Origin of the sequence: Microcoleus sp. M2_D5, from assembly GCF_036701935.1 — a bacterium.
Classification (GTDB): Bacteria; Cyanobacteriota; Cyanobacteriia; order Cyanobacteriales; family Microcoleaceae; genus Microcoleus.
Window position 1 is genome coordinate 112,172 of the sequence record NZ_JAUBRP010000005.1, and the last position, 10,810, is coordinate 122,981.

Here is a 10,810-nt window from a genome sequence, read left to right on the forward strand (position 1 = left end):
TTTTCTAGTGGAGTTTGATTTTTCTATTCGCTAATTTTTCTGATAATGAATCCTAACATAAACAATATTTCTCTTAGCGTATATGTAGGAATGAAAATGAGACTCATAATTATAATTCCGCAAATAATAACACCGATTATTGCACCAATAATACCGACTATTGCATTGATAACATACTGAAAGAATACAGTTATCTCAGTTATACCAGTAGGATCTCCAACCAAAAACTTTATTACCGCCAATAAAAGACCGCAAAATAAACCAACAATACCCGCTATTAGTGTTCCCCCAAAGCATAATAAAAGATAGCCATTTATTGCTTGTATAAACAAATCTGATGAGCCACTTGTAAGTGAAACAAACCAAATTATAATACATATCACAAGCAAGACGATAGGGCCAACTATTATTGCCTGTGCAAAATAAGGTAGATTTTGAATATATGCAAAAATTGAATAAGGATTTTGAATTGCAGATGAAAATAAAGAATATACTTTTTCAATTACAGACAAAAATAGCGGGTGATAGATATACAAAACTATTATAGCGATTGCCATAACTGTGCAATCTATCACAAATCTTCCGATTTCTATTTTTTCTTCTTTTAAGATTTCAACAGCTTTCAATTCTAGCCTTGATTTATAAGCTTCTAAACTTTGAATATGCTTGGATAATAAATTACTGTATTCTGTTTGCTTCAAAGACAAAAATATTTTAACTTCGGTAGCGTCTTTATTGCAGCTCAATATAGCATTCTGAAATATTCTCTCAATCTCTTTCTGATATTGCCTAGTAGAGGCTATTTCTTCCTCAACCTGTGCAACGGTCGTAAAATTAAAATTAACCGTTGGAGAGCGAAACTGAAAATCTAGAGCTGTGAGTATATAACGGGAAGTTTGATCTAACCTCTCTAGATGCTGCTTGAGCAGTAATACAGTTGTGTCTCTCACACTTGATTCACGGTGTTGGAGAAACTCTACAAGATTGCGGATTTTTTTATCTATATTAGAAGCATAAATTGTGCCAATGCACTGAATAGCTTTAAGTTGCTCTCCTAGATTATCTCTAGTATCTAATATGAGCGAACCTCGGAGAGCTTTGAGCAAAAAGGGAACTGATGCTTCACCCAGTCGGATTACATTACCATTCCAATCCCTTGAGATAACGGCTGCTTTACCCCTAACCTCAGCTTTTAACCACGATCCAGCTTCGTTAATGGTTTTAGCGGCAAGCCGCCGGAGGTCGATATCAGTATTATCCAAGAAAGGCATCAGAGCTTTTGATAATCTTTCTCTTGTTTCATAATCCTGATAGTTTCTATCTCTGAAAAGAGAGTCTGCTGAACGTAAACTAGCTTCGACAACAAACTTTTGTAAACCATAAGCCTGCGTCACCAATTCACAACCTGTAACACCTAACCTAGTTAGAATATCGTCAACAATTTTTAGGGAATTAGCAGGAATTGATTGGAGTAACTGAAGCAAATGATTTTTCGGTGCGTACACCCAAAAATCAATAAATTCTTTATATCGGATAGGATCGTTGAATAAGTACCTCTCAGTAAGACGTTTGAGATTTTCACTTATAATTTGCCTTTGAATATCCTCAACAGACTTGAACAAGAACTTAGCTGAAACCATCTGAGGATATTTCAATTGCTGAATTGTCCAAGCTGCTGACAAACGAGTGAGTTCGCTACCTGATTGAGCCTCTTGGGACAATTTTTCAAATATTCTTTGGCTATGACACTTATAATCGTCCGGGTTAGGTAGCTGATAAATTTCATCTAAAGGTTCGTCAAGTCCGTCAATATAACCGAGATTCGCAAGTTTTGTTCTGATTGTTTGATTGCCAATATACGCAAAGCTCTGAAGCCCCATCGTTAAGCAAAATTGATCTCTGTATTTCAACAATTCTTCAAGAGCTTTTAAGGGTGCATCCTGTCTTTGAGCTGTCTTCACAAAAAGTTCGATTCTTTCCCCATCATCACGACATTGGGGAAACTGGTCAAAAAAGTCTTTTCCCTTCTGGATGGGCGGGAATTTGCCGCCGCCACTTCCTGCTGGTTGGATGCCTGAAAAATCACTCATAACTCTCTACAACATCATAGTGTTTTGCGGCCACGCCTAAGCCTTGTAGCGCTAAAGCCCGCGTGGTTAATGATGCTTGAGTTTTCCAGATGTTGACGAAGAAAGGAACAGCGCGATCGGGATTGTTTTCTGCAAAATCGAAGAATGCTTGGATTTGTTCTCCTACATTCCTATAGCGATCAGGTAAATCGCCTCCGCCTGGGATGTTTGAAAGGTTACTCATGGGCTTAACTCAGATAGAGGGGGAAGCGCATGGATAAATTATAACTGTTGCGGTCGAGCTTGTACCAATTTTTTGAATGTTTGTCGCGAGTAATTCCTGTAGGGGCAATCCCCCGTGGTTGCCCCGATCTTTCGGGCGGGCACGGGGGCACCGCCCCTACAGGGGGGGACAGGAGTTTATGGGATTTACGCATACCAAAGAAACCGGGTTTTTTACTTTAGTTAAAGACTCAAAAGCAGTATTCTCGTTAAAAAACCCGATTTCTAACCACCCCTGCGTCTAGGACTAATTTAGAAATGTTCCAGCAGAGATTTCTCTTGTGCGTAAACCTTTCGCAGCGACTCCACGGCGATCGCACTTAACATCAATTTAATCACCCCCACCATTTCCCCCCACTCCAACAATTCAGAAACAGAAACAGCTTTCTGAAATCTCGCCGCATAGAAATCCACCCAAAAATCCGGCGCGTGTCTCTGTTTCTGACTCGCCATCCGGCGCTTCCAATAACCAAAATCTAAACCAGAGGGCGATTCCACTCCCAAAACAGGCGGAAAGTCGGCATAACTCACAAACCGACTCATGCCTTTGGCGTGCACGTACAGGATATGCGCCCAGCACTCGAAGCGATATATTTGTTCTACCTTGATTTTCAGCAGCCGCGCGATCGCCTCTTTTGTCACAAACCGGCTCAATCTGTGTCTGGGGGTTGATTTTGATCGAAAGCTTGCTAACATGGTTGATACATCCCACTTGATGGGAATTTTCAATGGTTGATACATCCCACTTGATGGGAATTTCAGATGGTTAATAAATCCCAGTTGATGGGATTTGAACTTTGATAGGCGATCGTCTTTTAGTTTTCCAGACCTGGGGGCGATCGCTTTTTACGATAAAATTATCCTAAACTAAATCTAGTTTTCTGTCAATGGGTTTAATTAGATTGCGGGTTAAAGAATTTGCTGCTGAGAAAGGCTGGACGATCAAAGAGGTTTCTGAGCGATCGGGAGTCATTTACAGCACTCTCACCACCTATTCACGTTCTCCGGGAATGGCAATGGTTGATTTTACTTGTCTACTGAAGTTGGCACGTACTTTTGACGTGATGGTGGAAGATTTGGTTGAGGTCGTCAAAGAGTAGTCGATCGCTTTTTGGGATAAAACTATCCGATGATGGTACACCATCATTTGTCAAGTATGGGTTTAGTCAGGTTAAAAGTCAGAGAACTAGCTAGCGAGAAAGGCTGGACGCTGAAAGAAGTTTCAGAACGATCGGGAGTAATTTACAGCACCGTCAGACACTACGCCCGCTGTCCGGGAGTGTCAACCATTGACTTTATTTCTATACACAAATTGGCTCGCACCTTTGATGTAATGATTGAAGACTTGGTGGAAATTGTGCAGGAGTGAGCGATCGCTTTTTACGATAAAATTTTATCCCAGACTAAATCTAGTTTTTTGTCAATGGGTTTAATTAGATTGCGGGTTCGAGAGTTGGCTGCAGAGAAGGGCTGGACGATCAAAGAGGTTTCTGAGCAATCTGGAGTCATCTACAGCACGCTCAGAACCTATGCCCGATCGCCCGGATTAGCAACAGTTGACGTGACAGCCTTGCACAAGTTGGCTAGGACTTTTGATTTGTCGATCGAAGATTTGTATGAAATTGTGCAGGAATAGTCGATCGCTTTTACGAACTAATTATCCACTCAATATTGCTCGACAGTTGCTAGCATCTGATTGACAGACTCGCTTTGTTGTAGCGCTTCCCAATCAGATGTAACAGGTTGGTAAGAACAGTAACACACCACAATTCGCTCCTGGGTATCAGAAGCAGAAAACTGCTGAACGCGAGTAACTACCCAATCTCCATCTTTCCCGTGGGTGACTCCATTACCCGGGTCAGATAGATTTTCATAATCGCGGGTTTTGTCCCCTACTTGAGGAATTTCTGGGTTTTCTTCCCAAGTCCAATTTTCCCAAAGTATATTAGTTAGACCGCCCCTCGGCATAAGCTGACGTTTTTCCCAGCCCGGAGCACTAATGCTTTCGGTTTTGTAGACAATCCAGATTTTTTTTGCCATTTTTCCTCCCTTTCCTTTAATCTTGGTAATCTTGCCACATATCCTGAAACGAGGTTTGTTCCCCGTCAAACACGCAAGCCACATCAGGGGGGGTGTTACGAGTCACTCGGATTTCTTTTAACCGCCAGTGGTATTTTTCGCCCATCTTTTCACAGAGTTCGGGATCTGTAACATGGTGTACGTTTTCTGGCTTTGGATTCGGTACGCGATAGCTCCTGTCTTCAGACTTCCCTTACAGTTTAAAAACTAAATGTCTTGCCCTGTATGCGATCGCTCCACCACTGCACACAGCAGCTATGTGTGGTTTTTGTTTTGACTTGCTTCTATTTTTGGTTGCTCAGCCTTCATGACATATTGCTCCATAAATTCCAGCAAAACATCCCTCATATTTTTACCGTCCCTAGCAACAGCCGACTTAAATCGGTTCCGCAATTCCGGGGGCATTTCTACTCTAATAGCCACAGTCTTGTTTTCATCCATACAGGCTCAAGGCTTTACAACATATACATTTTGACATTTTTATGTAGTTTGCCTAAAAACCAGCTTTTTGCATACAGGTGCATTATTTTCACTATATGCCTTAGTGCATACTAATGCAAGAGTGCAATAAATGCCGTTTTCCGCGAAAAACGCTACAGAGCGTTAATTTAAGTCATTTAGGTATGATTTACGCTCATAAACCCGGTTTCTGCAAAAAATCTTGAGTTTGGCTTTGTTAGTACATTGCGGTCAATTTTAACAACTTTATAAATAAAAAAAGCGCCTGAGTTCCCTCAGACGCATACCATAAAATCAACAAATTGTCAACCCTAACTTAACCGTTCAAAGCCTCAGCACCGCCGCAAACTTCCAGGATTTCCTGAGTAATTGCCGCTTGCCGCGCCTTGTTATAAGTCAGCGTCAAACTACCGATCAAATCGCTAGCATTCTCACTAGCATTGTTCATCGCCGTCATCCGCGCAGCCAACTCGCTAGCAGCAGACTCTTGCAAAGCCCGCAGCAATTGGTTGTTCAAATACAAGGGCAAAAGAGCCTCCAGAATTTGCGCCGGATCTTGCTCGAAAATCATGTCGCGGGGCAAACTCTTCTTAGTAGGTGCAGAAACCTTTTCGCGCGATACTTGAAACTGTCCGCCTTGCGATGTCAAGCGGAAGATTTCATCATCGGGAGTTTCCAAACCTTGGGGGTCGAGGGGCAGCAAAGTTTGAATTACCGGACGCGAACTAATTAGCGACACAAACTTGGTGTAAATTAACTCAACTCTGTCCACAGTTCCCGACAGGAACAAAGAAAGCAATTCGTCAGCAATTTGTGCCGCTTCCGATGCTGTCGGAATTTGTTCCAAGTTAGCGTAACTAGCATCAATCGGCTGTTCGCGGCGCTGGAAATACTGAGTAGCTTTGCGTCCTACCAACACGTACTTGTAGTCTAAGCCTTCAGCTTTGATTTCCTTAGCGCGATTTTCGGCGTATCTGATGATGTTGCTGTTGTAGCCGCCGCACAAACCCCGATCGCCAGAAATTACCAACAGTCCCACCGATCGCACTTCGCGTTTTTTCAGCAGCGGCAAATCCAGGTTTTCAAACTGCAAGCGTTCCGCCAAACCGTACAATACCTCTGCCAGTCGATCGGCAAAAGGCCGAGTAGCAGTCACCTGTTCTTGAGCGCGGCGCACCTTTGCAGCGGCCACCAAGCGCATTGCTTCTGTAATCTTTTTAGTGTTCTTGACCGACTTAATGCGATCGCGAATAGTTTTCAGATTTGCCATAACTTTCTCCTTAGTCCCTTGCCCGCATCTTTTTAATTAAAACCGCGAATAAACGCAGATAAACGCAGATGAACTTCCGATAATCTGCGTTTATCCGCGTTCATCTGCGGTTCAAAATTCCAACTCGATTTACGCAGAAACCAAGAAACTTTGCTTGTATTCTGCGATGCCTTCTTTCAGCAGCTTCTCAGCTTCATCAGTCAAAGCTTTTCCGCCTTGAACAATTTCGCCGTACTTCGGCTTGCTAGTCCGCAAATAGTCGCGCAAACCAACAGTAAACTTGCTGACTTTTTCCACAGGAATGTCATCCATATAGCCGTTAATACCGGCATAGATTACAGCCACTTGTTCGTTCATCGGCAGAGGCGAACTTTGGGGCTGTTTCAACAGTTCCCGCAAGCGCTGACCGCGCGCCAATTGATTTTGAGTAGCTTTATCCAAGTCAGAAGCAAACTGAGAAAATGCTGCCAGTTCTTCAAACTGTGCCAATTCCAGTTTCACCTTACCGGCTACTTTTTTCATAGCCTTAGTTTGAGCTGCCGAACCTACCCGCGATACCGAAATACCGGGGTTTACTGCCGGACGCAAACCAGCGTTAAACAAGTCAGAAGAAAGGAAGATTTGACCGTCGGTAATCGAAATTACGTTCGTCGGAATGTAAGCAGAAACGTCACCAGCTTGGGTTTCGATAATCGGCAAAGCTGTCATGCTGCCTTCGCCCAACTCGTCGCTCAATTTAGCAGCGCGTTCTAGCAAGCGAGAGTGCAGGTAAAACACGTCTCCGGGATAAGCTTCGCGACCGGGAGGACGGCGCAGCAACAGAGACATTTGGCGGTAAGCTTGTGCTTGTTTGGAAAGGTCATCGTAAATGACCAAAGTGTGCTTGCCTTTGTACATGAAATACTCGGCTAAGCTAGCACCTGTGTAGGGAGCCAAATATTGCAGGGTTGCGGGGTCACTAGCGTTGGCTGCTACTACGATCGTGTAGTCCATCGCGCCCTTTTCTTGCAGGACGTTGACGATGTTAGCTACTGTAGAAGCTTTTTGACCGATCGCCACGTAAACGCAGATCACGTTTTCCGATTTTTGGTTGATGATTGTGTCGATCGCGATCGCAGTTTTACCGGTTTGTCTGTCACCGATAATCAGTTCCCGCTGTCCTCTTCCCACCGGAATCATCGCATCAATAGCGGTAATTCCTGTTTGCATCGGTTCGTAAACAGAACGGCGAGAAACAATCCCCGGTGCCGGAGATTCAATCAAGCGAGATTCAGTAGTTTTAATTTCTCCTTTGCCGTCAATCGGACGGGCCAAAGCATCAACTACCCGTCCCAACATTGCTTCACCCACGGGGACTTCAGCAATTCTGCCAGTAGCAGTAACTGCCGAACCTTCTTGAATGCCGAGGCCTTGGCCCATCAGCACTGCACCCACGTTATCTTGTTCGAGGTTCAGTGCAATGCCCACGGTGCCGTCGGCAAATTCTAGCAATTCCCCAGACATGGCTTTATCCAAGCCATAAATCCGAGCAATGCCGTCGCCTACTTGCAGAACAGTACCGACGTTAGAGACTTTTACATCTTGGTCGTACTGTTCAATTTGCTGGCGAATAATGCTGCTAATTTCGTCAGGTCTGATTGCTGCCATGTCAGTTATTATTTGTCAGTTGTTTGTTGTCAGTTGTCAGTTATCAGTTGTTCAAAACTACCAACCGTTAACTGCTAATTAAATTAGCTAATAGTCATCAGCTATTAACTCTCAGGAATTCAAGCGAAGTCCCAGACGGCGCAATTGTCCCCGCAGGCTGGCATCAATTACTTGAGAGCCTACTTTGATTACCACACCGCCGATTAAATCTGCGTCTATTTTGGTTTCAATTTCTACGCTTCTAGCGCTGGTCATCGCCTGCACTTTCTCGCGAACAGTCTGCTGTTGAGCGTCTGAAAGCGGGACTGCCGATGTAACTTCAGCCAATACTGTTTGGTTTAGTTCTCGGAGCCTTGCCAAGTATTGTTTGCCAATTCCTTCTAAAAAAACAATTCTTCCTTTGTCTACTAATAGCTTCAGAAAGCTGTGCATCAAGGGGCTCATTTCTTCACCCGCTATTTGCCCAATTACGGCTTTTTTAGCATCCGGTTTTACCAGCGGATTGCCTAAAAATTGACGCAAATCTTCCGAACCTTCTAGCAGGCTCAGCAAGGATCGAATATCTTCGCCGAACTTCTCTGAGAGATTGTTGGACTGAGCCAGTGACATCAAGGCAGATGCGTAAGGCTGTAAGACTTCTGTGCTGACTGTACTCACGTTTTAGCCTCCCAGTAACGCAATGCTGCGATCGATTAATTGATGTTGAGCGCCGTCGTCCAAGCTAGTTTTTAGCTGGCTTTCCACCTTTGCTAATGCCAGAGATACAACCGCCGATCGCAGTTGGGCGATCGCTCTTTCCCGCTCCGCTTCCAACTCTTGACCTGCTGTTGCTCTCATGCGTTCAACGTCTTGCGCCGCCTGAGCTAGAATTGCTTCTTTTGCTTTCTTGGCAGTTTCTTCAGCAGCGGCACGAATTCGTTCGGCTTCTGCTTGCGCTTGAGTCAATTTTTGCTGTTGCTCTGCTAGAGCTGCTGCTGCATCTTTTTGGCGTTTTTCTGCTTCTTGAATCGCCTCTTGGATGGCCGAACGCCTCTCTGTCAGGATTTTACCTACAAATCCGCGCCCGAAATAAAACAGCACTGCAATAATAATGACCAGGTTAATCAGGTTGGTTTCTAAAATATCGAAATTTAAACCGAAACCACCTTCGCCGCTAGCTTCTGTGGCTAGCAATAAAACAGTCCCCATGATACTCTTCCATAATTGCGCGTGCAGATTTGGTGAAGCGATTTTAGATTTGAGATTCCCTCAAAAATCTAAAACTCTTCTGTCTCGCTATTTGGCCAGCGACTGCCCTAATAGCTTTTCGAGAATTTGGCCGCTGAGCGCGTCTACTTGTTGTTCTAGTGAGCGCATTGCTTCTTGCTTTTGCTGCTCTATTTCTTGCCCCGCCTTTTCTCGCGCGACTTGAGCTTCTTGTTGAGCCTCAGCTACTTTTGCTGCCCCAATTTTTTGGGCATCAGCTTGAGCAGCAGCAATTACTGATTGAGACTGTTTGCGAGTTTCTCCCAGTTTTTGCTCGTACTGCTGCGCTAGTTGCTGAGCTTTTGCCAAGCGTTCTTGAGCGGAGACTTGAGTGTTGCGAATGTAATCGGCGCGATCGTCAATTGACTTGCTGAGCGGCTTGTAAAAAATTACATTCAAGACTGCGACTAGAATTAAAAACTGCACCGCCATCAGAGGCAGCGTAGCATCTATATCAAACAGTCCCCCTTCCTTAGCCGCTTCTTCAACTGCTAGTAATACTGTCCAGTGCATCATGATTTTTTGACGGCTTCCATCTAATTCGCTTAATCGATTTTAGATTTGAGATTTTGGATTAGAATCGCCAAAACCTCAAATCTAAAATTTCCAATTATTATGCGAAGGGGTTGGCAAACAGCAGCACTAGGGCTACGACCAAACCGTAAATTGTGAGCGCTTCCATGAACGCCAAACTCAACAGCAAGGTGCCGCGAATTTTACCTTCTGCTTCCGGCTGACGGGCGATCCCTTCTACAGCCTGACCTGCTGCATTACCTTGACCGATGCCAGGGCCGATTGCAGCTAAACCTACTGCCAAAGCGGCGGCAATTACGGAAGCGGCAGCAACTGTTGGGTTCATGATGATTTTCCTTATCTAAAGTACAAAATTGAGAACAGAAAGTCTAGAGAATTGTCCGATTTTACGGCAGAAAGTTTAAGTTCAGAATTTTTTTTCCTCCCTCATGCTTCACCGTTTATCGTTAGTTAATCGTGGTGTTCTTCGCCGTGACCGCCTTCTAGAGCTTCACCAATGTAGGCGGCGGCTAAGGTAGCAAAAATCAAAGCTTGAATTGCACTCGTAAATAGTCCCAAAACCATCACTGGCAGAGGAACAAATAAAGGCACTAGCAACACTAGCACTCCGACAACCAATTCGTCCGCAAGAATGTTGCCAAACAAACGGAAACTTAGGGACAGAGGCTTAGTGAAATCTTCTATGATTTTGAACGGCAACATGAAAGGCACCGGTTCAACATAGTGGGCGAAATACCCCAAGCCGCTTTTGCTGAGACCTGCATAAAAATATGCTAGAGAAGTCAGCAGTGCAAATGCTACCGTCGTGTTGATGTCAGCGGTAGGAGCTCCCAATTCCCCTGATGGCAGCTTAATCAGCTTCCAAGGAATTAGAGCGCCAGACCAGTTTGACACAAAGATGAACAGAAATAATGTACCAATAAACGGTACCCAAGGGCGATATTCTTTTTCCCCAATTTGGTTTTTAGCCAAGTCCCGAATAAATTCCAGCGCATACTCCATAAAATTTTGCATTCCGCTGGGAATTCGCTGGATTTTGCTGGTTCCTAAAATCGAAACTACGACTAAAACAGCAATTACAAACCACGAGGTTAGAAAAACCTGCCCGTGCACTTTCAGATTGCCGAGTTGCCAGTACAACTGCTGGCCCACTTCCAATTCGGCAAGGGGGAAACGATTAAAGGTGTTTAGAACGTCAAGCATTGCCATTCAACGGGCTTCCCCA

16 protein-coding genes are annotated in these 10,810 nt (G+C 44.3%); 3 read left to right on the top strand and 13 right to left on the bottom strand.

The window, feature by feature from the left end; all coding sequences use genetic code 11:
- Positions 1-23: 23 nt before the first annotated feature.
- The 3 genes from QUA50_RS03770 to QUA50_RS03780 all read right to left on the bottom strand — a co-directional run bounded on the left by QUA50_RS03770 (position 24) and on the right by QUA50_RS03780 (position 3,047).
- Positions 24-2,090, bottom strand: a complete 2,067-nt coding sequence (locus tag QUA50_RS03770) for a hypothetical protein (RefSeq protein ID WP_333259974.1) — start codon at positions 2,088-2,090, stop codon at positions 24-26.
- A complete protein-coding gene (locus tag QUA50_RS03775; RefSeq protein ID WP_333259971.1) occupies positions 2,083-2,313 on the bottom strand; it encodes a hypothetical protein in 231 nt (76 codons plus the stop codon). The genes QUA50_RS03770 and QUA50_RS03775 overlap by 8 nt, the downstream gene beginning before the upstream one ends.
- A 290-nt stretch (positions 2,314-2,603) precedes the next feature.
- Complete coding sequence (locus QUA50_RS03780; protein ID WP_333259969.1) at positions 2,604-3,047, bottom strand: hypothetical protein; 444 nt, start codon at positions 3,045-3,047, stop codon at positions 2,604-2,606.
- 191 nt (positions 3,048-3,238) lie between these two features.
- On the opposite strand from QUA50_RS03780, the gene QUA50_RS03785 reads away from it, so the two are divergent.
- The 3 genes from QUA50_RS03785 to QUA50_RS03795 are packed head-to-tail and all read left to right on the top strand — an operon-like array spanning position 3,239 to position 3,987.
- Positions 3,239-3,451, top strand: a complete 213-nt coding sequence (locus tag QUA50_RS03785) for a helix-turn-helix domain-containing protein (RefSeq protein WP_006631112.1) — start codon at positions 3,239-3,241, stop codon at positions 3,449-3,451.
- Between the two features lie 56 nt (positions 3,452-3,507).
- A complete protein-coding gene (locus tag QUA50_RS03790; protein ID WP_190735550.1) occupies positions 3,508-3,720 on the top strand; it encodes a helix-turn-helix domain-containing protein in 213 nt (70 codons plus the stop codon).
- A gap of 54 nt (positions 3,721-3,774) precedes the next feature.
- Positions 3,775-3,987: a helix-turn-helix transcriptional regulator gene (locus QUA50_RS03795; RefSeq protein WP_333259966.1), complete on the top strand. Its 213-nt coding sequence runs from the start codon at positions 3,775-3,777 to the stop codon at positions 3,985-3,987.
- A gap of 29 nt (positions 3,988-4,016) precedes the next feature.
- On the opposite strand, the gene QUA50_RS03800 is transcribed toward QUA50_RS03795, so the two are convergent.
- The 10 genes from QUA50_RS03800 to atpB all read right to left on the bottom strand — a co-directional run bounded on the left by QUA50_RS03800 (position 4,017) and on the right by atpB (position 10,794).
- Positions 4,017-4,391: a hypothetical protein gene (locus QUA50_RS03800; protein WP_333259963.1), complete on the bottom strand. Its 375-nt coding sequence runs from the start codon at positions 4,389-4,391 to the stop codon at positions 4,017-4,019.
- Between the two features lie 16 nt (positions 4,392-4,407).
- Positions 4,408-4,536: a hypothetical protein gene (locus QUA50_RS03805; protein ID WP_333259960.1), complete on the bottom strand. Its 129-nt coding sequence runs from the start codon at positions 4,534-4,536 to the stop codon at positions 4,408-4,410.
- Positions 4,537-4,685: 149 nt separating this feature from the next.
- The gene (locus QUA50_RS03810; protein ID WP_333259956.1) at positions 4,686-4,871 is read right to left on the bottom strand and encodes a hypothetical protein; all 186 of its coding nucleotides are present in this window, start codon (positions 4,869-4,871) and stop codon (positions 4,686-4,688) included.
- A gap of 334 nt (positions 4,872-5,205) precedes the next feature.
- On the bottom strand, positions 5,206-6,159 hold the full coding sequence (locus QUA50_RS03815) for a F0F1 ATP synthase subunit gamma (RefSeq protein ID WP_333259953.1): 954 nt from the start codon (positions 6,157-6,159) through the stop codon (positions 5,206-5,208).
- A 129-nt stretch (positions 6,160-6,288) separates the two neighbouring features.
- Complete coding sequence (gene atpA, locus QUA50_RS03820) at positions 6,289-7,806, bottom strand: F0F1 ATP synthase subunit alpha (protein ID WP_333259950.1); 1,518 nt, start codon at positions 7,804-7,806, stop codon at positions 6,289-6,291.
- Between the two features lie 111 nt (positions 7,807-7,917).
- Positions 7,918-8,463, bottom strand: a complete 546-nt coding sequence (gene atpH, locus QUA50_RS03825; protein ID WP_333259947.1) for an ATP synthase F1 subunit delta — start codon at positions 8,461-8,463, stop codon at positions 7,918-7,920.
- A gap of 3 nt (positions 8,464-8,466) precedes the next feature.
- Positions 8,467-8,994, bottom strand: coding sequence for a F0F1 ATP synthase subunit B (locus tag QUA50_RS03830; RefSeq protein WP_333048365.1), 528 nt, complete (start codon positions 8,992-8,994; stop codon positions 8,467-8,469).
- Between the two features lie 87 nt (positions 8,995-9,081).
- Positions 9,082-9,567 carry a F0F1 ATP synthase subunit B' gene (locus QUA50_RS03835; RefSeq protein WP_006631106.1) on the bottom strand — a complete coding sequence of 162 codons (486 nt, stop codon included), beginning with the start codon at positions 9,565-9,567 and terminating at the stop codon, positions 9,082-9,084.
- Between the two features lie 97 nt (positions 9,568-9,664).
- The gene (gene atpE, locus QUA50_RS03840; RefSeq protein WP_006631105.1) at positions 9,665-9,910 is read right to left on the bottom strand and encodes an ATP synthase F0 subunit C; all 246 of its coding nucleotides are present in this window, start codon (positions 9,908-9,910) and stop codon (positions 9,665-9,667) included.
- A 125-nt stretch (positions 9,911-10,035) separates the two neighbouring features.
- Positions 10,036-10,794 (bottom strand): F0F1 ATP synthase subunit A, encoded by a 759-nt coding sequence (gene atpB / locus QUA50_RS03845; RefSeq protein WP_006631104.1) that lies wholly within the window; start codon positions 10,792-10,794, stop codon positions 10,036-10,038.
- Positions 10,795-10,810 lie beyond the last annotated feature (16 nt).

Excerpts from the sequence above, each read along its gene's own strand:
- QUA50_RS03815 (WP_333259953.1), bottom strand. The coding sequence starts at position 6,159 with ATGGCAAATCTGAAAACTATTCGCGATCGCATTAAGTCGGTCAAGAAC.
- QUA50_RS03830 (WP_333048365.1), bottom strand. The coding sequence starts at position 8,994 with ATGGGGACTGTTTTATTGCTAGCCACAGAAGCTAGCGGCGAAGGTGGT.
- atpE (WP_006631105.1), bottom strand. The coding sequence starts at position 9,910 with ATGAACCCAACAGTTGCTGCCGCTTCCGTAATTGCCGCCGCTTTGGCA.
- QUA50_RS03785 (WP_006631112.1), top strand. The coding sequence starts at position 3,239 with ATGGGTTTAATTAGATTGCGGGTTAAAGAATTTGCTGCTGAGAAAGGC.
- QUA50_RS03790 (WP_190735550.1), top strand. The coding sequence starts at position 3,508 with ATGGGTTTAGTCAGGTTAAAAGTCAGAGAACTAGCTAGCGAGAAAGGC.
- QUA50_RS03810 (WP_333259956.1), bottom strand. The coding sequence starts at position 4,871 with ATGGATGAAAACAAGACTGTGGCTATTAGAGTAGAAATGCCCCCGGAA.
- QUA50_RS03835 (WP_006631106.1), bottom strand. The coding sequence starts at position 9,567 with ATGATGCACTGGACAGTATTACTAGCAGTTGAAGAAGCGGCTAAGGAA.
- QUA50_RS03770 (WP_333259974.1), bottom strand. The coding sequence starts at position 2,090 with ATGAGTGATTTTTCAGGCATCCAACCAGCAGGAAGTGGCGGCGGCAAA.
- QUA50_RS03805 (WP_333259960.1), bottom strand. The coding sequence starts at position 4,536 with ATGGGCGAAAAATACCACTGGCGGTTAAAAGAAATCCGAGTGACTCGT.
- QUA50_RS03775 (WP_333259971.1), bottom strand. The coding sequence starts at position 2,313 with ATGAGTAACCTTTCAAACATCCCAGGCGGAGGCGATTTACCTGATCGC.
- atpB (WP_006631104.1), bottom strand. The coding sequence starts at position 10,794 with ATGGCAATGCTTGACGTTCTAAACACCTTTAATCGTTTCCCCCTTGCC.
- QUA50_RS03800 (WP_333259963.1), bottom strand. The coding sequence starts at position 4,391 with ATGGCAAAAAAAATCTGGATTGTCTACAAAACCGAAAGCATTAGTGCT.
- atpA (WP_333259950.1), bottom strand. The coding sequence starts at position 7,806 with ATGGCAGCAATCAGACCTGACGAAATTAGCAGCATTATTCGCCAGCAA.
- QUA50_RS03795 (WP_333259966.1), top strand. The coding sequence starts at position 3,775 with ATGGGTTTAATTAGATTGCGGGTTCGAGAGTTGGCTGCAGAGAAGGGC.
- QUA50_RS03780 (WP_333259969.1), bottom strand. The coding sequence starts at position 3,047 with ATGTTAGCAAGCTTTCGATCAAAATCAACCCCCAGACACAGATTGAGC.